This window comes from Clostridium sp. 1001283B150225_161107_B6, from assembly GCF_015556325.1.
Classification (GTDB): Bacteria; Bacillota; Clostridia; order Lachnospirales; family Lachnospiraceae; genus Enterocloster.
Genome location: NZ_JADNMD010000002.1, coordinates 425,691 through 446,411 on the forward strand (window position 1 = coordinate 425,691; position 20,721 = coordinate 446,411).

Annotated in this window: 20 protein-coding genes and 1 pseudogene; all 21 read left to right on the top strand. The window is 42.5% G+C overall.

The window, feature by feature from the left end; translation table 11 throughout:
- The first annotated feature begins 47 nt into the window (after positions 1-47).
- The 21 genes and pseudogenes from I2H39_RS06980 (at position 48) to I2H39_RS07075 (ending at position 20,669) form a co-directional block, all read left to right on the top strand.
- A complete protein-coding gene (locus tag I2H39_RS06980) occupies positions 48-722 on the top strand; it encodes a response regulator transcription factor (RefSeq protein ID WP_138307578.1) in 675 nt (224 codons plus the stop codon).
- Complete coding sequence (locus I2H39_RS06985) at positions 710-1,849, top strand: HAMP domain-containing sensor histidine kinase (protein WP_195626110.1); 1,140 nt, start codon at positions 710-712, stop codon at positions 1,847-1,849. The genes I2H39_RS06980 and I2H39_RS06985 overlap by 13 nt, the downstream gene beginning before the upstream one ends.
- Positions 1,850-1,908: 59 nt before the next feature.
- Positions 1,909-2,583 (top strand): ABC transporter ATP-binding protein, encoded by a 675-nt coding sequence (locus I2H39_RS06990; protein ID WP_195626111.1) that lies wholly within the window; start codon positions 1,909-1,911, stop codon positions 2,581-2,583.
- Positions 2,580-5,060 (top strand): ABC transporter permease, encoded by a 2,481-nt coding sequence (locus tag I2H39_RS06995; RefSeq protein WP_195626112.1) that lies wholly within the window; start codon positions 2,580-2,582, stop codon positions 5,058-5,060. Before I2H39_RS06990 ends, I2H39_RS06995 begins: the two co-directional genes overlap by 4 nt.
- Before the next feature lie 346 nt (positions 5,061-5,406).
- Positions 5,407-5,904: a hypothetical protein gene (locus tag I2H39_RS07000; protein ID WP_195626113.1), complete on the top strand. Its 498-nt coding sequence runs from the start codon at positions 5,407-5,409 to the stop codon at positions 5,902-5,904.
- 1 nt (position 5,905) lies between these two features.
- Positions 5,906-6,958 carry an SMI1/KNR4 family protein gene (locus I2H39_RS07005; protein ID WP_243281781.1) on the top strand — a complete coding sequence of 351 codons (1,053 nt, stop codon included), beginning with the start codon at positions 5,906-5,908 and terminating at the stop codon, positions 6,956-6,958.
- Positions 6,959-7,011: 53 nt separating this feature from the next.
- Positions 7,012-7,665 (top strand): hypothetical protein, encoded by a 654-nt coding sequence (locus I2H39_RS07010; protein WP_195626114.1) that lies wholly within the window; start codon positions 7,012-7,014, stop codon positions 7,663-7,665.
- A 307-nt stretch (positions 7,666-7,972) separates the two neighbouring features.
- Entirely contained in the window at positions 7,973-8,515 is a 543-nt protein-coding gene (locus tag I2H39_RS07015; protein ID WP_195626115.1) for a YcxB family protein, read from the top strand.
- A gap of 60 nt (positions 8,516-8,575) precedes the next feature.
- Positions 8,576-9,073, top strand: coding sequence for a hypothetical protein (locus I2H39_RS07020; RefSeq protein WP_195626116.1), 498 nt, complete (start codon positions 8,576-8,578; stop codon positions 9,071-9,073).
- Between the two features lie 25 nt (positions 9,074-9,098).
- Positions 9,099-9,242, top strand: a complete 144-nt coding sequence (locus tag I2H39_RS07025) for a hypothetical protein (protein ID WP_171042572.1) — start codon at positions 9,099-9,101, stop codon at positions 9,240-9,242.
- The gene (locus tag I2H39_RS07030) at positions 9,239-9,574 is read left to right on the top strand and encodes a PH domain-containing protein (RefSeq protein ID WP_138307595.1); all 336 of its coding nucleotides are present in this window, start codon (positions 9,239-9,241) and stop codon (positions 9,572-9,574) included. The genes I2H39_RS07025 and I2H39_RS07030 overlap by 4 nt, the downstream gene beginning before the upstream one ends.
- 495 nt (positions 9,575-10,069) lie before the next feature.
- On the top strand, positions 10,070-12,082 hold the full coding sequence (locus I2H39_RS07035) for an EAL domain-containing protein (protein WP_240305391.1): 2,013 nt from the start codon (positions 10,070-10,072) through the stop codon (positions 12,080-12,082).
- Between the two features lie 611 nt (positions 12,083-12,693).
- Positions 12,694-13,428, top strand: a pseudogene (locus tag I2H39_RS07040) (DUF4261 domain-containing protein); the annotation flags it as partial.
- Between the two features lie 109 nt (positions 13,429-13,537).
- Positions 13,538-13,756, top strand: a complete 219-nt coding sequence (locus I2H39_RS28815) for a hypothetical protein (RefSeq protein ID WP_171042573.1) — start codon at positions 13,538-13,540, stop codon at positions 13,754-13,756.
- A 117-nt stretch (positions 13,757-13,873) separates the two neighbouring features.
- Positions 13,874-14,545 (top strand): response regulator transcription factor, encoded by a 672-nt coding sequence (locus I2H39_RS07045; RefSeq protein WP_195626118.1) that lies wholly within the window; start codon positions 13,874-13,876, stop codon positions 14,543-14,545.
- The gene (locus I2H39_RS07050) at positions 14,542-15,726 is read left to right on the top strand and encodes a HAMP domain-containing sensor histidine kinase (RefSeq protein ID WP_138307605.1); all 1,185 of its coding nucleotides are present in this window, start codon (positions 14,542-14,544) and stop codon (positions 15,724-15,726) included. The genes I2H39_RS07045 and I2H39_RS07050 overlap by 4 nt, the downstream gene beginning before the upstream one ends.
- A gap of 64 nt (positions 15,727-15,790) precedes the next feature.
- Complete coding sequence (locus I2H39_RS07055) at positions 15,791-16,471, top strand: ABC transporter ATP-binding protein (protein ID WP_195626119.1); 681 nt, start codon at positions 15,791-15,793, stop codon at positions 16,469-16,471.
- 347 nt (positions 16,472-16,818) lie between these two features.
- Positions 16,819-18,690 (top strand): ABC transporter permease, encoded by a 1,872-nt coding sequence (locus I2H39_RS07060; RefSeq protein WP_347708573.1) that lies wholly within the window; start codon positions 16,819-16,821, stop codon positions 18,688-18,690.
- A gap of 18 nt (positions 18,691-18,708) precedes the next feature.
- Positions 18,709-19,356, top strand: a complete 648-nt coding sequence (locus I2H39_RS07065) for a flavin reductase (RefSeq protein WP_195626121.1) — start codon at positions 18,709-18,711, stop codon at positions 19,354-19,356.
- A complete protein-coding gene (locus I2H39_RS07070; protein WP_330640814.1) occupies positions 19,349-20,005 on the top strand; it encodes a nitroreductase family protein in 657 nt (218 codons plus the stop codon). The genes I2H39_RS07065 and I2H39_RS07070 overlap by 8 nt, the downstream gene beginning before the upstream one ends.
- A 43-nt stretch (positions 20,006-20,048) precedes the next feature.
- Complete coding sequence (locus tag I2H39_RS07075; RefSeq protein ID WP_138307614.1) at positions 20,049-20,669, top strand: NUDIX hydrolase; 621 nt, start codon at positions 20,049-20,051, stop codon at positions 20,667-20,669.
- Positions 20,670-20,721: the final 52 nt, after the last annotated feature.

Below are 20,721 nucleotides of genomic sequence, written 5' to 3' on the forward strand. Positions count from 1 at the left end.
TGAGATTTACGCGCTATACTATTCTGTGTGATAAGGGGGATCTTCAAGTGACAAATAAGATACTATTGGTCGATGACGAAAAAGGCGTTGTCGATGTAATGAAAGATTATTTTCAACTATCGGGTTATCAAGTAATGACGGCATATAGTGGGACTGAAGCTCTTACAAAAATTCAAAGACAGCCGGACATTATTTTGCTGGACATTAATATGCCCGATATTGACGGGCTGACAGTCTGCCAGACTATTCGGGAACATATTACTTGTCCAATCCTGTTTCTAACTGCACGGATTGAAACAGCGGACAAAATTAAAGGCTTCTCTGTGGGGGCGGATGACTATATTGTAAAGCCGTTTGACCTCGATGAATTGGGGGCAAGAGTTGCGGCACACTTGCGACGAGAAAACAGAAAGCAAGAACACTCTATGCTCCGTTTTTTTGGAGATATGGCGATAGACTACACGAAGCGAGAGGTCACGATCAATGGGGCTCCCGTTGTCTTATCTAAAAAAGAGTTTGATATTGTAGAGCTGCTGTCTGTCAATGCTGGGCAAGTTTTTGACCGTGAACGGATTTACGAAATCGTCTGGGGGATTGATGGTGATGGAAACAGCGATACGATTATGGAGCATATTCGTAAAGTGCGGAGCAAATTTGCTATGCTGACAATGCACAGCTATATTGACACTGTTTGGGGGATGGGCTATAAATGGAACGGATAAAACAAATGAGTTTGAAAAAAGCCTTATTCACCTTAACCGTTATTAACCTTTTGGCAGCAATCGTCCTTTCGGCATTGGCTTTTGGGGTATGTCTGGAAATCAGATCGCAGATTGCACCGCAAGGTATTGTCATCTATACCGGCGCACCTTCCATGACAACTGCTCTGGAGCCATCCGGGCAAGCGATATTTTGGGCAAGGGCTTTGGAAGTCATGCAATTTGCTTTACCTGTTTTGATTTTTATATGCTCCTCATTTTCAACAGCGGTATTGTTCTATAATCTAAAGTTGAAAAAGCCTGTTGAAGTTCTAACAAACGGAGCAAACCGCATAATAGCCAATGATTTAGATTTCACCGTGGAAACGGATACTTCCGATGAACTGGGCCAGCTCTGCGTTGCGTTTGAAACTATGCGGCAGGCTTTGGTTGCAAATCATAAAGAACTGTGGAGGCAGGCAGAGGAACGCAGACGGCTGAACGCTGCTTTTTCCCATGAGTTGAGAAATCCTGTTACTGTCTTAAAAGGTGCCGTAAAACTGGCAAACCAGAGCATTAAAAGTGGAATGGCAAGCCAGGAGCAGGTTTCGGAAAATCTGCAGCGCATGGAAGGATATACACAGCGAATTGAAAAATATGTAGAGATTATGAGTGGCGTTCAGCGGTTAGACCAAATCCCTCTCGGAGCTAAAACGATTGGCTGGGACACTCTCCTTACCGAACTCAAACAGACGGTTCAATTGGTTGGCTTGGATAGCGGAAAAGAAATTGAGTTTGAAACTGGTGGCTCCACAGACGAGCTCGTGATAGATCAGTCTGTACTACTCCAAATAGCAGAAAACCTTGTTTCCAATGCGTTGCGATTTGCACGGCAGGTTATTCACTTTACCTGTGCCGTAAGCGATGAAACCTTGGAATTGTCTGTTCTGGATGATGGAAATGGGTTCCCTCCGGCTCTCATACAGAAGGGCATCCAGCCTTTTCAAAAGGGACATGATGGAACAGACCATTTTGGTATGGGGTTATATATCTGCAATCTGCTCTGTCAAAAGCATGGTGGAGCCTTAAAAATCGAAAATACTTCCAACGGTGCTTTTGTGCGGGCAACAATAAAAATCAATAAACCTTGAGGAATTCTTGAGAATTACCTTTTATACTCTCCTTATCAAAGCGATAAGGAGAGTATTTTATGGATATTCAAATGAATGATATTTCAAAAATCTACGGAGCGAATGAAAATAAAGTCATCGCACTCGATCACGCAAGTATGACGATCCATGAGGGAGATTTTATTTCTATCATGGGGCCGTCCGGGAGTGGGAAAAGCACCTTGCTCCATATTATCAGCGGATTGGACAGACCGACAAAAGGGTGCGTCCTCTACGGTGATACCGATATTCACAACGGAAGTGACAAAACGCTGTCTGCTTTCCGCCGTCAAAAGATCGGCTTCATTTTCCAGCAGTTTAATCTGCTCCCGGTACTAACCGCCCGTGAAAACATAATTATGCCGTTGCTTTTGGATAAGCGGCAGGCAGACGAAGGTTATTTGCGGGAGCTTGCAGCTCTCCTGGGCTTAGAAAACCGCCTGTCTCATTTGCCGCATGAGCTTTCTGGGGGACAACAGCAGCGTGTGGCGATTGCCCGTGCGCTGATTTCAAATCCCGACATCATTTTTGCCGACGAGCCGACTGGCAACCTGGACAGCAAAAGCGGTGGCGAAGTGATGAAAATGCTGTGTGGCATTCAGAAAAAATTGAAAAAGACCTTGGTTGTTATTACCCATGACCCACGGATTGCTGAAATGGCCAACCGCCGTTTTACCATTGTTGACGGGGTACTTTCGGAGGTGCAGGCAAAATGAAATCCTATCTGTCCCTGGCGCTCAAAGAGATAAAAGCACAAAAGATAACGGCCATTCTTGTTTTGATTGCTGTAATTCTGTCCAGCGTGATGACCACCGCCATCGGGCAGTCCCTTGGTATTTTACAGGGAATGAGAGTAGAGCAGGCGTCATCCCTTAACGGAGACCGATATGCAACATTTCATCAATTATCAAAAAAACAGGCTTCAGAACTATCGGCTGATCCCCGGCTGGTAGATGTGGGCAGTCTAATCAATCTCGGTTCTGCAAAACTTGGAAATAGCGGACTGTCCCTGTTTTTGCGGGAATACCTGGATGGAGCTCTGGCCGCCTATCCCTCTATCAACAAAGTCAAAGCAGGCCGATTGCCAACAGCTCCCAACGAAATTGCACTACCTGAAAGTGTGCTGCAGTATTTGCCCGAAGATATTCAAGTAGGAGGTCAGGTCACATTGGACGTGAGCATTTCTCTCCTGTATGATACGGAGGAGTCCTACAAATACACTGCAACATTTGATGTCTGCGGTATTTTGGAAAGTATTTATATTGGCTATGCAACGGGAAGTGTGGAGGCCATAGCAGGCGCAGGTACGGCTTCCATGTATTTGCCGGATCGCTATATGCTCTATTCCACCGATTTCAAAACCCGCAGCACAAAGCAATTCAAGGCTATTGTGGATGATTTGGCACGGGCCCTCAATATGGAGGACAGGAGTATTCAATACAACTGGGTCTTGCTGGATGCCCTTGGGGTCTCCTATGCTGAGAGTGGTGCGTCTGATACAGATACAGGCTTTTCCTTTATGACGATTGCCTGCGTGATGGTCGGTGCGCTCGTTCTGCTTGCGGCTGGTCTGGTGATCTATAATGTCCTGAAAATCGCTGTTACAAAGCGTATCAGAGAATATGGAACGCTTCGGGCTATTGGCAGTGAAAGAAAGCAAATTTATCGTCTTGTTTCTCTTGAACTGCTCATTCTCTGCGGCGTGGGCATTCCCATCGGCCTGCTGTCAGGTGTGCTATCTGCAAAGGGAATTTTGATTGCTGCTACAAGCGTTCTCAATCCCGATTTGTTCATGGCGGATACCACCGCAGAATTGCATAACTCAATTAGTGGTGCAAGTGTATCAAATGGAGGATTTCTCCTTGTAAGCGTTGTTATTACTTTGCTGTTCGCCATGCTGGCGGCTTATCCTGCGGCCCGGTATGCAGCCCATGTGTCCCCAACGGTTGCTATGTCCGGGCAGTCTGCAAAAATTAAACGCCGTGTACGGAGAGAGAAGAAAATCCGAAACTTTGAAAGCTATTATGCACGACTGAACTTAATGCGTGGGCGTGGCAGAACAGCAATCACTATTCTTTCTTTGGTTATGAGTATCACAGTCTTTGTAGCCCTGCAAAGTTTTACGGCGATCCTTGATACCAGCAGCAGCGTAAAGGAAATACACCTGGGTGATTATGCGATTACAAATGAAACGGTTGGGATTCCGCCTCAAAGTGTCAACCAGCTTCGGGAGCAGGATCAATTGGCGTCACTCGCTACAACAAAACTATCCGTGTATGTGCAAGACGAGGACGGCAGGCTTCCTCTGGAATTGAATGTCCCTTTGCAATCCTGGGAGTCTATGCAAATTGCAGGGCTTGATGATGAGCGTTTGACCTCTTATGTGAAAGACTTAAGTGAGCAGGATATTCAGGATTTGCTGTCCGGTTCTGCTTGCATTGTCAAAAATCCGATAGCTTTTTCTTATGAAGGCCAGACAGTTGAAAGTACGAACTTTGAAATTGGCGATACCCTATCGGTAAACGGTGTAGATTTTCAAGTGGTTGGCGTTGCCGATCAACCTGTCACAATCAATAACGGCGGCTTCATAAACGGTGTGCAGATTATCGTGTGCGATACTGCTTATGATAATCTGACCGGGCATTCGCAGTATTCTGAAGTATATCCTACACTGAGAGAGAACTCCGATACCGGGCAATTTGAGACATGGCTGAATCGCTGGTGCGACAAAAATCCGGGAAGTCATTGGCTCTCCTATCTTCAGAGCGACGCTCAACTGGAGGAAAGTTTTGGACAGATCAAAATGCTGTGCTGGGGACTGATCCTCTTTATCGGGTTGATTGGAGTACTGAATATTATCAATACTGTTTACAGCAATATTCATACCCGTGTATCTGAGATCGGTATGCAACGGGCTATTGGCATGAGTACGAGAAGCCTGTATAAAACATTCCTTTGGGAAGGGGCGTATTATGGAATTTTCGCTGCTGTGATTGGTGGCCCATTAGGCTATATCTGCACAGTCTTTGTAAGCGCCGCCACAACCGACACCTTACAGTTTGTAGCTATCCCGTATTTTTCCATCATAGAGGCCGCTGCATTTTCTATTGCTGCCTGCCTGCTTGCGACGGCTGTTCCTCTGCGCTCTATTGCCAGACTGAATATTGTTGAGTCGATTGAAGCAGTAGAGTAATGAGAGGAGAATCGTTTGAAAAAGCTGAACATACCAAACAATCTGAAATACGAAAGAGGTGTAATGAATCATATATGGAAATGTAATGAAAAAAACTGCGGACTTTTCTGGCAGACGGTATAATTACCATATGAAATTCTGTCGGAAAGAAGAAAACTTGTGATGAAATACAATCGGCCATCCGGGAAAGTTCTTCCGGGTGGTTTATTTGTACTTTTAGTATGCATGTAAGCATGAGGCACTGTATGCTTGCTTTTTTGCTATGCTTTATGAAAGAACCTGCATTACGGTAAAAATTGCCTGAGGAAGGCGGTGCTTTTTGTATATGGTGTGGGAGAAAAGATATATGTGTATAGGCAAAATCATAAAAAATGTATTTGTATTCTTGAAGTTCGGCGGCTTGGGGATTCTGATTTTCGTCTATTTTATTGTATCTAAAACATGGCAGGACCTAAAAAAGCCGGTTCCGGTTGAATCAGCAGAGGAGTTAAGCGAAGGAGAAATTGTTACATTTTATACTATTCTTCGTGGTGACAAAGAGATATCGGGGGATTGGGATGGGCAGGCAGAATTGTACTTTTACGAAGGAACAATTGGAAGCGATTCGGTAACCCTGGCAATCCCTCAAGATGTTATCTGGCAAATCAAACTGATGTCGGTTAACCATTTTAAAGTAATCGGTAAAGTGAGAAAGACGGATGACAGAAATAAGTCCATGTATGTTGAAGTTCTCCGAGAGGATTATAAAAATTCTGCCACACGTTTGTTTGGCATGGGAGCTTTTTTTATGGTATCAGGAGCTTTGATAATGCTCTATACATACAGGATGAAAACAGAAAAATGAAATGGGAAAGTTGGGAATGGATATGGATTTAATAGATAAGAAGATAGAAATGCTGGAACAGATAACAGACGGCGTCGCTGCGTACAATGCAATTTCTTATATTGCGAAAAGAATCAATGAAGAGAAACGGGAAAAAATCATGGGAGCTCTTATGCGGTATGGTGATAAAGGACTGGTTGAATTTCACCGTGGTTTTGCGGTGGAGAGAGTTGCAGCGCTGATGAAGCAGGGGGACATTCAATACCGTGATTTTTTTATGTCCTGTATCCAGTCTGGGGACAGCAGCAAGGTGTACTGGGCAATCAGGGGATACGTCAAAGCAGTTGGTAAAGCGGCCTGTGATGCGTTGACTCCATTTATATTTCATGATGACTTTCCTCTGGAGTGTAAAGCAAATATTATTTTGCAGCTGTCAAAGGCAACCAATAATTCGTTTGAACAGGGCAAATCTTTGGATCCCGGATTATGGAAAGAGAGTGATATCGATTATGAGGCGATACGAAACTGGGCAGAACAGGGATTTCCCTGCGGGAACGGATATGCGGAGCCAGTCCGCCATGTTTGCCTGGATTTCCCGGAAACAGCTGCAGAAGAGGTATATGCAAAAATTGAAAAAAAGCTGAAACTGAAACGGGAGAAGGAACAAAATCTGGCTTGTCCCACAAACTGGTTGGTCAAAGCGGAACTGACCGACTTGGAGCAGATTAGCCAGAATTGGCATTTGCCAGAAGATTACAGGGATTTCCTTTCAAAGGCTTCGCCTCTTAGAGCGGATTTTAAGCTGAGAGGATATCATGGGCCTGTTACAGTATATGGAGCCCAAAATCTCATTTATTATCAGAGGGGCTACAGCTATAATCCGGTTGAAAAAAAGAGTATTGCCAGTTGGAATAAAGACTATCTTGTGATTGCGGACAGGGAATCCGATCCTTTTTGTATTGATCTTACACTGGAAAAATCGCCCGTCTACTTTGCACTGCATGGTATGGGCAAGTGGGAGTTTTCAGATGTATTCGGGGATTTTATGGATTTCATGAAGCACATCACGGTCTGACTATCAGGAATCAACAGCGCAAAGCTGTGTGGCGTGGCATGAGGGGGACTCTTATGTTGATTAACGCTGTTAAGAATGTAATCTATATTGTTTTTTGCTTTATCAGTATAATCTATCTGCCTGTTAAACCTGGCATGTTTGAACTGGGGTTACTGGCGGTGTTCTTGTTCTTCTTTGCCCTCCCCGTATTGCTTGAGGGGTGGTTGAACAGATATGAAAGAAAAGGCAGTAGAAAGAGCCGAAAACGGAACTATGATGAAGCAATCCTGTATTTCAGGAAGAGCTATGCATTTTATGAGCGTCATGCCTGGGCAGAAGTATGCCGGCGCTGGTGCTGGCCTTTTCGGAAAAAGAATACGGGGCAGGAGGAGGCCGTTGCCCAGATGCTTCTGTGCTATTTAAACTTAGGGCAGCGCAGCAAGGCTCTTGAATGTAGAAAAGAACTGCAGGAAAAATGGCCCGAAGGTCTGACCGGGAGTGAGGATTTTTCATTTTTAGCGGTTTTGGAGGATGGAAATTACCAGGAGTTCCAAAGAGAAAATGAAGAACAGATGATGGCTGCTCTGTCGGGCTTATTGAAGCCGGGAGAAGAATTGGAGCTTTGTTTTTATGGCATCACAGACAGACGTGGGAAAACGGGCAGAAGGTGGAAAAAAGGCCCAGTTTTGTGGGACTTAGCGGAAGTAATCTATTCATTGCCGTCTTAAAACGGCCGTCAATGGAAGAGACAGCGTGGACAGAACGGTATTCGCTTGATGTCAGGCATGTAAAAAAGGAAGTTCGTTTTTCAGATTGGTGTATCTTTGAGATCCTGTGTGTGAATGGGGATTGATTAAGGATTCAATGCCTAAAGATGCTGGCAGCGAATCAGTATGCGGGGCAGGAGGAGAACTTCAGACGGTTTGAAGATGCTCTGCGCCGCCTGGAGATACGTCCGAAGGACTGTTCAACATGAGATGGAAAAGCAGGAGTTTGCAGAGCGTATGAATGGAAGAAAGGAGCAGGAATCATCATATGGAGTTATTTAAAACAACAGGAATTCTTGATGAACCGATACTGAGAGAGGTCGCTAAATGGGGAATTCCTAAATTAGAAAATAGAGCAGCAATTATTTGTTTCATAGTCAGTCTCGTCCTCAGTGCGGCAAGATACCCTGCACTTGCGGCGGTTTTCTTTTCTGTCGGTTTGTTTTTTGTATTATGGCAGTACGTCCTGTTCCGCTGGATAACAGTAAAAAGGAATCTGCGCGATATGCAGGACTTCAATGGGGTAATGGGCTATCAATATACCAGCTGGTTTGATGAAGAAGGACTGGCAGTGATAAATCAAACCAACCATGGGGAAGGAAAATTCAAGTATGCCTTTTTGAAACGGGCTTTTGAAACAGAACATATTTTGGCTTTACAGACGAAACGCAATCAGTTTGTTCCGATTTTCAAAAACGAGCTGAGCTTGGAAGAATTAGACGAGCTGATGGTATTTTTAAAATCGCGGAACAAAAAAATTAAAATTTGCCGTTTGAAGAAACAAAATGATAAAGGAGCATCGGGAAATTAAAGCCAGGGAGAATGGGCTGATGGAACTTCTAAGAAAGGAATGATTAGGGAGGAATGTTGTATGAGTGCAAGAAAAATGATAAAGGGTATCATTCTATTAGTGAAGTACGGCGGCCTGGGTATTTTTATTTTTATCTATTTATTCGCATCCAAAATGTGGCTGGATTTTAAAGAGCCGGTTCCGGTCTCATCGGCCTGGCAATTGACTGAGGGAGAGATCGTAACATTTGATACGCCTCTCAATGACACAGGGAAAGTATCCAGGTATTCAGATGAAACGGAAAATATGCACTTCTACGAAGGGACCCTTGGAGGGGAATCAGTTACCCTCGGAATCCATCATAATTTTGTCCAACAGATTGAAAAGATAACGTCCAGCCATGAACCGATAATCGGTAAAGTGAGAAAAATGGACGGAGAGAGCGATTCACTGTATGTTGAGATACTCAGAGAGGATTATAAAAACTCTGCTATCGGGCTGCTTGGGATGGGGATCTTTTTCCTGGCATCAGGTGCACTGATTATGGTTTATACATATAAAAGGAAAAGACATAAGTGATTCAGGAAATAGGAGAAAATCATATATGGACAATAATTATGAGGCAGCGGTATCTGATACCATGTCTGAGAAATTTATAAAATATAAATATATCACGGCGGGAGGAAAAGAAAATGGCAGGAACAGGGATGTCAGAGAGCAAATGGTTAATGAGGAGGAACACCCATGAAGGATTTTGATTTACTCCCTGGTGAGGAGTGTGTAAAGGAAACAGGAGGAGATTGCTGGGAGACTCCCGGAACGTTTAGAAGTCAGGTTCCGGGAAAGTATTTATTTACCAATCAACGTATCATTTTTGTTGGAAATGGAGTGATTGAAAAGCTGCGTGTCAAGTTTGAAATCTCGTATTCGGAAATTCAATCGGTGACTCCCTATCGGGTTGTGTTTTTCAGCACGGGCATACTCATTCGAATGAAAAATGGGGACAGTTACCGCCTATCGTTGAGAAAGAGAGATCAGTATATTGCCATGATTCAGAACTATATGGAAGGGACGGCCTAAGATGGAATTGTTTAAAACAACAGAAGTTCTTGACGAAACGGTACTAAAAAAAGTTGGGAAAAAGGGCGGTATGATCATTTGAATAGCCAGACTGCTTTACATAATGATTACAATGGGTTTTGGGATATGGTCAGAGCATATTTTGATAAGAACTTAAATTAAAGGGCCTCCAGTTTGGTGGACGGAAAATTTAAAAGTGCATGATTGCTGTCTTGCAGGGAAAAGGACTTTTAAATACCATTACACCTGTTTTATTTGTGTTGGGAAGGTTAGAGGCATATTATGAAAAGAAGAAAATCATATATTATACCGGTAGGGTGTATCCTTGCATTTATGCTTCTGGCCGTAATTGGGATTATGTGTGATGGCAGCCTGGGTCTTAAACGTATGCTGTCGGATTCCATTCACCAGACATTAAATGAGACGGCGGGACAGCAGACCTTTAATCTTCATCAGAAGATAGAAGCAGATATCAGCGCGCTGAATAATATTGCCTTGCAGCTGGAAAAACTCCCACAAAAGGAATTAGATTCCTATTTGGATCAGGTTATACAAAATACAGGGTTCAGTGTTCTTGCGCAAGTAGGTACAGATGGTGTTGGAATTGATAATAAAGGAAACAAGCTGGAGGTTTTTGACGATGCCCTCTTTCGACAGGTCATGAAGGGAGAAACTGTAGTTGGCGATGTGGAGGACACTCTTTTTGCAGATAAAACAGTTATCCCTGTTATGGTTCCTGTTATATCAGATGACGTGGGGACGCCAATCGCTGTCCTGATTGGAGGTTATACTCCTCAAAAATTGAATAACCTTTTCCTCCCTTCCTTCGATGGAAAAGGGGTAACCTACATGGTCAGTATGTCTGGCAGTGTAGTTCTCCCAACGGATGATACCAGCAGCCAGGACGTCCCGTTTAAAAATGCAAGGGATTATATGAAGGTGATAAAAGGGAGCAATCAGGAATGCGTGTTGTCGGATATCCAGCAGGGAAAATCCGGGCATATGGTATTTGATATAAACGGAATAAGATGGCACTGCCACTACAATCCGGTAGGATATGGCGGCTGGTACATATTCACCCTGTTACGCCATGACATTGGAACGGCCTATGCCACGGAAATCACCTCCAGGCTTGCAGCCGCATCGGGGCTGGTTCTTATTTGCTTGCTGGTTTGCGGTCTGCTGATTATGCGGCAGCAGAGAAGATATATGGCTATTCTGGAGAAAGTGGCGTATTATGATGAGTTGTGTAAATGCCCCAATCTTTCCAGGTTTAAGCTGGATGTCCAGAAATTCATAGATGACCATCCGGAAGATATGGTTTTAATGACCAAATTTGATATCAGGGGATTTAAACTTCTCAATAAAATATTAGGGGAAGAGGTTGGAAATACGGTTCTTATAACGATTGCCGCCACTTTAGAGCAGGAAAGAAAAATTAAATGTTATTGCAGGGCTCACGATGATGAATTTTATGTATTTTTATGCTGCCCTACTCCAGAAGAACTGGATATAGTCAGGTCAAATGTCTGGAATCAATTTTATGAGCGTATGGGAACGGGGTTTTCATATCCGATAGAAGTAATAGAAGGCCGCTATTTTATATCGTTTGATAACTGCAGGAGTGCAGTTGAGGCCGTGGAAAAAACAAATATAGCCCATGGCAAAGCAAAAGAACTCGGGGAAAAAGTCTGTACATATGATGAGGAGCTTGTCAAGCAGGCATTATGGAAACAGCAGGTTGAACATCAACTGGATGCCGCGCTTGAAAATGGTGAATTCAAGATCTATTTACAGGCTCAGTATAGTCTGAGTGATGAAAAGCTGGCCTCGGCAGAGGCACTGGTACGCTGGGAAAAGGAGGGAATTTTAATTCCTCCGAACGATTTTATTCCTATCCTGGAGCAGAAGGGCTTGATTACAAAACTGGATTTCTATGTATTTGAACAGGTGTGCAGAGTGATGCAGAAATGGGAGAATGAAGGGAGAACCCCAATAGAAATTGCAGTGAATTTTTCCCGCAGGCACCTGGAAAATTTGGATTTTATTCAGGACTTATGCGGTTTGGCGGATCAATATGGAATCCAGCATCACTTATTGGTTGTTGAGCTGACGGAAACTGCCATGTGGGATAATGAGAAAATCATAATCCAAATGGTTGAGCAGCTTCATAAAAATGGATTTCTGATGGCAATGGACGACTTTGGCACAGGTTATTCTTCCTTAAGCCTGCTGAAAAACCTGCCGGTAGATATCATGAAAATAGACAGAAGCTTCTTTTCTGATAATCAATATAGGGACCGGGCCAGGATATTGATTTCTAATGTCATGAACATGGCAAAGCAACTGGGGATGGTTACGGTGGCAGAGGGGATAGAGGAGAAAAGGCATATTGAGTTTCTGCGGCAGGTGAGCTGTGACAAAGTGCAGGGTTACTATTTTGCGAGGCCGGTTCCTGCTGAAAGCTTCTGGACAGGAAGGGAGGAAGATACGGAAAAGGGAAAATAACATGCTGTCTCTGCCGGCGACGGAGTTTATTATGCTTGAGCAGTTAAATAACTTCCAGTTGTTGGGACTGAAAAAATGGAAGTTGTCAAGTTGAATCATGAAAGGCAGATGTCAAAAGTAACTAAAATATGCATGGGAGGTTTTATAGATGGATATTGTATCAAGTAGTCAATCGCGATACTATAATGCAGACATATTATATTCCCCGCAAGGTGGTTTTATCTGATAAAATACAATTTGAGTTGGGAAAAGGAGAATCATAAATTATGAGAATAGCACAGATGGAAGCGGCAAAAAATTCAATGGTGGAGTGGTTATCCCACCCACAGGTACTCGGTAAAATTCCCACGAAGATTGAATGTACAGGAACATTTGACTTGCATGGAATGCGATATTACATATTTAAATATAAAAGAAGCCTCCTGGGAAAATGGCTGCTGGGGGTATGCGGCGGCTATGAGGGAGAGACGCTGGAACACTGCGGCCATGTCTACAGTAATATGGAGGAATACCATGAGGCGGCTTCCGTTAAAGCGGCCACAGAGATTGTGGAACAGCTCCGAGTCTATTGGATGGAGCAAGCAAAACAGGAGGAAAGGCGCAAGGAGAGCAGTGGAAAATTTGCTGGTTTTGTCTTATTATCAGAGCCTTGCTGGGATAAGCGGCAGCTGATTTTGGACCTGAAAGAAAAATGGGATTTAGAAGTGGCGGAGGATGAAGATGAAAAGGGAAACGATGTCCCCCTGGTGTTTTATATTGGTAATATGACCGCTGCGGTCAGCCTGATGCCTGCTCCAGTTCCCGATGGTGAAGCAGAGAAAAATGCGGAAAACAATTATATGTGGCCGGAAGCTGTGAACACAGCCAGAGCGCATAAGGCACATCTCTTAGTCGCTGTGCTGGGCAAGGAAGAAAATCTTTTGGAACGCGGCAAGCTCTTTACCAAGATTGTCTCCTGCTGCTGCAGGCAGAAAAATGCTACCGGTGTCTATACCAGCGGAGTTGTGTTTGAGCCGCGCGTTTATGAGGGGTTTGCGGATATGATGAAGGAGGATGAACTCCCTGTCTTTAACTGGATCTGGTTTGGACTTTACCGAAGTGAGAAGGGCGTATGCTGCTACACCTATGGCATGGATATCTTTGGAAAGGACGAGATGGAAGTGTTGGACGCCAAAGCCGAGCCATCAGAGGTGAGGGACTTCCTGGTCAGTCTGGTATCCTATGTTCTGGAATATGATGTAATCCTGCGTGACGGGGAGACCATCGGCTTTACAGCGGACGATAAGCATACCATTACCTTAAACGAGGGGGTTTCCCTGCCGGGAATGACCTTGAAAATCGGTTTTCAGGAGTCATGACAGCAGTACAGGCGTCGAAACCACGGATATACAATGTGATGCAGGCGATATTGAAATAGCAGGAGATATTCAGGGCAAAATAAATCTGAACAATGATATGGGGCATGTTATAATCAAAACAACAACGGCTGCTGAGTCCATCAACTACAATCTGACTATAGATATGGGAACATTGCTGGTAGATGGCAGGGAATATAAAGAGTACTTCACCCAAAATGGAGCGCCGTATTCGCTCTGGGCAAGGACTAAAGCGGGTAATATGGAAGTCTATCATTTGACGGCTATTGATAAAGAAGCTACAGTCAGAAACCCATAAGGTGATTGCTAGCAGTTGGAGTGATTGTAGCTTTTGCAAATAAACAAAAAGTCAAAGCCTTTGCAGGCATACTAAGGAGGGGAAGGTAGATGATAGAGATAGCGGAGGTACAAAAAAATGACAGAAGTTTACTATATTGAGGATGATGAAAATATTGCACAGGCAGTAAAAGACTATCTTGAGCAGCGGGGATGCAGGGTGAAAATTCTGGAAAGGATTGCAGACGCACAGCAGGCGCTGCGAGACGATATTCCTGCCATTGTTTTAGTAGACTGGAATATGCCGGATGGCCGAGGAGATAACCTGTGTCAATGGATACGAAGAAACTGGAGAGAGCTTCCGATTATTTTTATTACAGCAAGAGGGGATTCCTGTGATATTGTTACAGGGTTTCAAAGCGGTGCGGACGACTATGTGGTAAAACCCTTTGATTTAGAAGTATTATACTCACGGATATTGGCGTTGCTTCGCAGAAGCGGTAATGTTGCAGAGCAGTATCTTTCTTGTGACGAAATCAGAATAGACCAGAACCGGCGAGTCGTTTCTTACTGTTCAGAAGAAATAAATGTAAGTGCTGCGGAGTATCAACTGCTCTTGTACTTGATGCAGAATAAGGGAAAAACGGTTACCCGGGAAAAAATATTGCAGCAGGTATGGGATGTGAATGGAAATTATGTGAATAACAACACACTTACAGTGACCATGAAGCGCTTACGGGATAAACTGCATCAGCCTTCTTGTCTGAAAACGGTCAGGAGCATTGGATACCGCATGGAGGACACGAAATGAGTGGGCGGAAGAATGTTTTGACAACGATAGGGTTTGTTCTGTCTGTCAGTCTGATTGCTTCTGCGATTGCTGTGATGCTGACTTCTCGTTATTACAGCCGGCTTCAATTTGATTCATTAAATGAAATATGCGGTGTAATGCTTCAGCAGGAACCGGAAGCAGAGAAAATAATTTTTAGAGCATTGAAAGAATATACAAGTGGAACTGTTAATGGTGCATGGGGACGTAATGTTTTGTCTGAATGGGGATATGGTATCGCTGACTTTTCCGGTTTTTCTTTTATGCAAAATCTGTGTTTTGCGGCCATAGGATTTCTGGCAGGTAGTATTCTGTTTGTGATTACTTTTTTATACCGGAACAGAAAGGAAAATTTGCGTATTCGTGCATTAGCCGATTATTTGGAACAGGTTAATATGGGAAAAGCAGAGATTTTATCGGCCTCTGGGGAGGATGATTTTTCTAAACTGGAAGATGAAATTTACAAGACGGTGACATTCTTATATCAAACAAAAGATAAAGCGGTTCAGGTGAGAAATGATTATGCTGAAAATTTATACAATATAGCACACCAGATAAAGACGCCAATCACTGCCATTTCTTTGTCTGTGCAGACCATGCGAAAAGGAAATAAACGAGAACAGACGGAAAAAATACAAAAGCAGCTTTTAAGACTAACCCGATTAGAGGAAGGTTTGCTTGTTTTATCCCGGTTTGATGCAGGTACACTGGTTCTTCAAAAAGCGGAAATAGATGTTCTGACGGTACTTGTTCTTGCCGCCGATAATTTACAGGAATTGTTTACGGAATCCGGGACATCGATTGACATTCCAGAGCTAGGAGAAATGGCGATCACAGCCGATTTGGAGTGGACGATGGAGGCAGTCATAAATTTGATGAAAAACTGTATGGAACATAACCGGGGAGGTCTCATACACTGTACATATGGACAGAATCCATTATATACGGAAATCTTGATTTGGGATGAAGGAAATGGATTTGCCAAAGAGGATATTCCACACCTTTTTGAACGATTTTACCGGGGGAAAAATGCCTGTGCCGGAGGAATCGGCATAGGGCTGGCATTGGCAAAAGAGATTATTGAGAGACAAAACGGAACGATACATGCTAAAAATATGCCAGACGGTGGTGCTTGCTTTGAAATTCGCTTTTATTGTCACTGAGTTGTAATTTTCGTTTGCTATAATAATAGGGAACTTCAAAAGCCCCATAGGAGGAAACAACGAAATGGACATTTTAGTGTGCGAAAAAGTTCGCAAGGTATACGGCTCTGGCAATAATCAAGTGACCGCATTGGATGGAATTGACCTGACAGTCAGGAAGGGGGAATTTGTGGCGATTGTTGGAGCATCCGGTTCAGGAAAATCCACACTGCTGCACATTTTAGGAAGCGTTGAAAAACCTACAAGTGGAAAAGTTACAATAGACGGCACGGATCTTTCCAGGCTGAATCAGACACAGGCTGCAATTTTCAGAAGAAGAAAGGTAGGCCTGGTGTACCAGTTTTATAACCTGATTCCCACGCTTACTGTGCGGAAAAATATTCTTATGCCGCTTGCACTCGATAAGAAGAAACCCAACAAAGACTATTTTGAAAAAGTAGTCCATTCTCTTGGGATCTCTGATAAGCTTGAATTTTTACCAAATCAGTTGTCTGGTGGGCAGCAGCAACGAGTGGCGATTGCCCGTTCTTTGATTTATCGTCCTGCACTGCTTTTGGCGGACGAGCCGACGGGAAATCTGGATCAAAAAAATACGAAAGAACTGATTGATATGGTAAAGCTCTCCAATCGAAATCTGGGGCAGACGATTCTGTTGATTACTCATGATGAAAAGGTAGCTTTAGAGGCAGACCGTATTATAACCATAGAAGACGGTACCATTAAAAGTGATGAATGTCGGAGGTAATGAATATGTGGAGAGATTATTCATCCGGCTATATTAAAAATAATCGTTCGTCTGGCATTACCATTATGATTGCTGCATTTATTTCAGCACTGCTTTTGTCATTATTATGCGGGTTATTTTATAATACATGGAAATACGAGGTTGAAAGAATTGAACTGGAAGAAGGCAGTTGGCAAAGCCGGATTACAGGAGCATTTGATGCAGAAGATGTGGAAACCATAAAAACCTTTGGAAACGTAAAGGATGCAGTGGTAAATGAGAAAGAAACCAGAAACCAGGAAATGACCATAGACATTTATTTTAATGATATGAGGAAGGCGTTTGAAGATACGTCCCGAATTGTCACATTGATTGGAGAAAAATCGGAAACGGTCATTTATAATCATGAGCTTCTGGCCATGTATTTCATACGTGATCCGCAGGATACGGCGCCAAGGCTACTGTTTCCTCTGTTCCTATTAATAACGATAATGGCATCCGTTTCCCTGATTGTTATAATACATAATTCCTTTGCGGTATCTATGAATGCAAGAATTTACCAGTTTGGTATTTTTTCCAGCATTGGAGCTACTCCAAAGCAAATACGGTCATGTCTTTTACAGGAAGCATTTGTTCTGTGTGCCATACCCGTTATGACAGGAAATATATTGGGGATTGTTATTAGCAGGGGGCTGCTGAACTTTATAAATATGCTGTTGGGAAGCAGTATAGAAGGCAGACATGAGGCGGTTTTCGGCTATCATCCATATGTGCTTTTTATTACCTTGCTCGTAACGATTCTGACCATATGGATTTCTGCATGGCTGCCTGCCCGAAAGCTAAGCAGGCTGACACCACTGGAGGCGATTAAAAACACAGGTGAATTGCAGCTGAAGTGTAAGAAAAAATCGCCGTTTCTCACTCTTTTATTTGGAATGGAAGGAGAACTGGCAGGACAGGCATTGAAATCGCAGCGGAAAGCTCTGCGAACAGCGTCACTTAGTTTGATACTTTCTTTCATGGCATTTACAATCATGCAGTGCTTTTTCTCGATGTCGGAAATTAGTACAAGGGAAACCTATTTTGAGCGTTATCAGAATGTATGGGACGTGATGGTGTCAGTCAAAGATACAGATGTGGATTCTTTTGAAAAAATAAAGGACATACAAGACCTTTCCGGTGTAAAAAGTGCCATTGCATATCAAAAAGCGGCAGCGAAAAGAATGATTACAGAAGCTGAATTAAGTGAAGAGATGAAAAGCTTTGGTGGTTTTTCCAATGCTTCTAATCATTCCGTTGCACAAACAGAGGATGGCTGGCTGGTAAACGCCCCGCTTATCATATTGGATGATGCAAGCTTTCAGCGATACTGTGAACAGATTGGCATTACTCCACGGCTTGATGGGGCAGTTGTCAGAAATCAGATCCGGGATATGACAAATCCGGATTTCAGGCATCCGGAGTATATGCAATATATAAAGGGAGAAAAAGACACCAGCATAATAAAACCGTCCGAAAAGGGAGAAGCGATGGTGGAACTCCCTGTTTTAGCGTATACAGAGGAAGTGCCTGCTTTAAGGGAGGAGTATGGGAAGTCCGATGATTATGAGTTGGTTCATTTTATGCCGGCGTCTCTGTGGAGGGAAATAAAGGAAAAAATTGCAGGGGGTGAAGACGATACGTACATTTGCATTCTTGGCAACAAAAATGAAACGTTAGAGGAATTAAATGAACTGCAGACAGCAATGATTCAGACCATAGGGGAAACATATACAGTGGAAAGTGAGAATCGCATTCAGGAACTGGAGACAAATGACAGAATGATTCAGGGAATGATGGCTATTTTCAGCGGCTTCTGTGTTTTGCTTGCAATCATTGGGATCGGTAACGTGTTTTCCAATACACTTGGTTTTGTGCGCCAGAGAAAGAGGGAATTTGCCAGATATATGTCTGTCGGAATGACACCGCAGGAAATCAGGAAAATGTTCTGTATTGAGGCACTGGTCATTGCCGGCCGTCCGGTATTGTTTACAATTCCGCTGGCCATTCTTGCGGTGGGCGCTATGCTGCGGAGGAGTTATCTGGAAGTGAGTATTTTTATTGCTGAAGCTCCATTTATTTCCATTGGCGCTTTCCTGTTTACTATTTGGGGAACCGTAACATTTGCATATTATCTTGGCTGGAAAAAGATACGGAAAATAAATTTGGCTGAGGTTTTGCGAGACGATACAATGATTTAGAGGGGAGGCGGTGTTCTAATGAAAATAGAAATAGGGAAAGCATTTCCACAGTATTTCAAACCCTTATACCCAGAGGAATTTGAATTATTTTCACATTTTGAAACGACAGCAGGCATACCAACCGTTTTATTTGCAATCACGACATGGAAAGAGAACGGAAAGCCGAATGTCTGTTTTCATGCATGGAGTTGTTTTCATGGCGATAAGACAGCTTTTTTTGCTGTCATGGGAAACCTTTATCAGCATACCCATACCTATGCAAATATCCAAAGAGAAAAGTGCTTTTGTATCAATTTTTTGCCGATAAGCTATTATGATAAGCTGGTAGATACCATTAACCATAACGATTACGACGCAGATGAATTTTCAGTGGGAAGTTTTTCTGTTGTAAATGCCAAAACCATTTATGCCCCCATGATACAGGAAGCATTTTTAAACATAGAGTGTACCTTGAAAGAAACACAGGATTTAAGCGGCGCAGGTATTACGTCGATGATCATCGGACAGGTACAGCATATTTCTGTTGAAGAAGAATATGCACAGGGTTATGAAAAACGATATAGAAAAGATGGTTTTATGATGTTAATTCCTGCCCCACAGGACCTAAAAACCGGAGAACCTAATCGATCAGCGATTGCAACGGTAAACATTGAAAAGTATGATTGATAAATTACAGGTTGTCGGGCAGAACAAATTAGAATTTGAAAGGACAAGAGTAAAAATGATTTCTGCAATTTATGATAGACGAAGTATAAGAAAATTTATAGATAAACCTATATCTGAAAAAGATATGACAGACATTATCCAAAGTGGAATAAAAGCACCTTCTTCTAAAAACAGACAACCGTGGAAATTTATTGTGATACAAGGAAATGCTAAAGAGGAAATGCTAAAAAATTTTCGTCAAGGAATCGAAAGAGAAGAAAGCGTTAGTACCTTGTTGTCACAGAGCAAACAACACATAGCTGCTGCAAAACACACGATTGATATAATGGCAGAAGCACCAGTGATAGTTTTTGTTGTTAATTCATTGGGGAAAAGTATTATGGAAAAATTATCAACGGAAGAACGTGTTTATGAAATCTGTAATATTCAGTCTATAAGTGCTGCTATACAAAATATGCTTCTTGCTGCTACTGAAAAAGGAATAGGTAGTCTTTGGATATGTGACATTTATTTTGCATATTCAGAATTGTGTAAGTGGTTGGATAGTGACGGACAACTTATTGCAGCGATTGCATTTGGTTATCCAAATGAATTTCCTAAAGAAAGACCACGCAAGAATATTGATGATGTAGTGGAGTGGAGAAACTAATTTGTCAAAGTGACAACTTTGAATTTGACGAGGTAATTGATATATGAACACAAATGAACAATGGTTAAAATGGGCGGTAGAATTACAGAGTTTGGCACAAGCAGGGCTATTCTATGCAAAAGATAATTTTGATACGGAAAGATATGAGAGAATTAGAGAAATTTCCGCTGAAATGATTAGTCATAAAACAGGAATTCCTTTAGAAAAAGTAAAAGATTTATTCTGTAATGAAATAGGTTACCAAACACCTAAAATTGATACGCGAGCTGCTATTTTTCAACAAGATAAAATTTTGTTAGTACATGAAAAAAATGATACATGGTCACTACCAGGTGGATGGTGTGATGTTGATGTGTCAGTAAAGGAAAATACAATTAAGGAAGTCAAAGAAGAAGCAGGTTTAGATGTGTCTGCTGATTTGGTCATAGCCGTACAAGATAGAGAAAAACATAATTTGCCTATTTATGCTTACAAGGTATGTAAAATTTTTGTACTTTGCTCTGTTGTTGGTGGAAGTTTTTTAGAAAACATTGAAACAATAGAAAGTAAATATTTTGGTATTGATGAATTACCTCAATTAGCATTAGAAAAAAATAATGTAGAACAAATACAAATGTGTTTTGAAGCATATCATTCAGAAAACTGGAAAACAATAATTGATTAAATTCCAGTTTGTGGGATTAGAAAACTTTAATTTATTAATGCACCGTATTCAT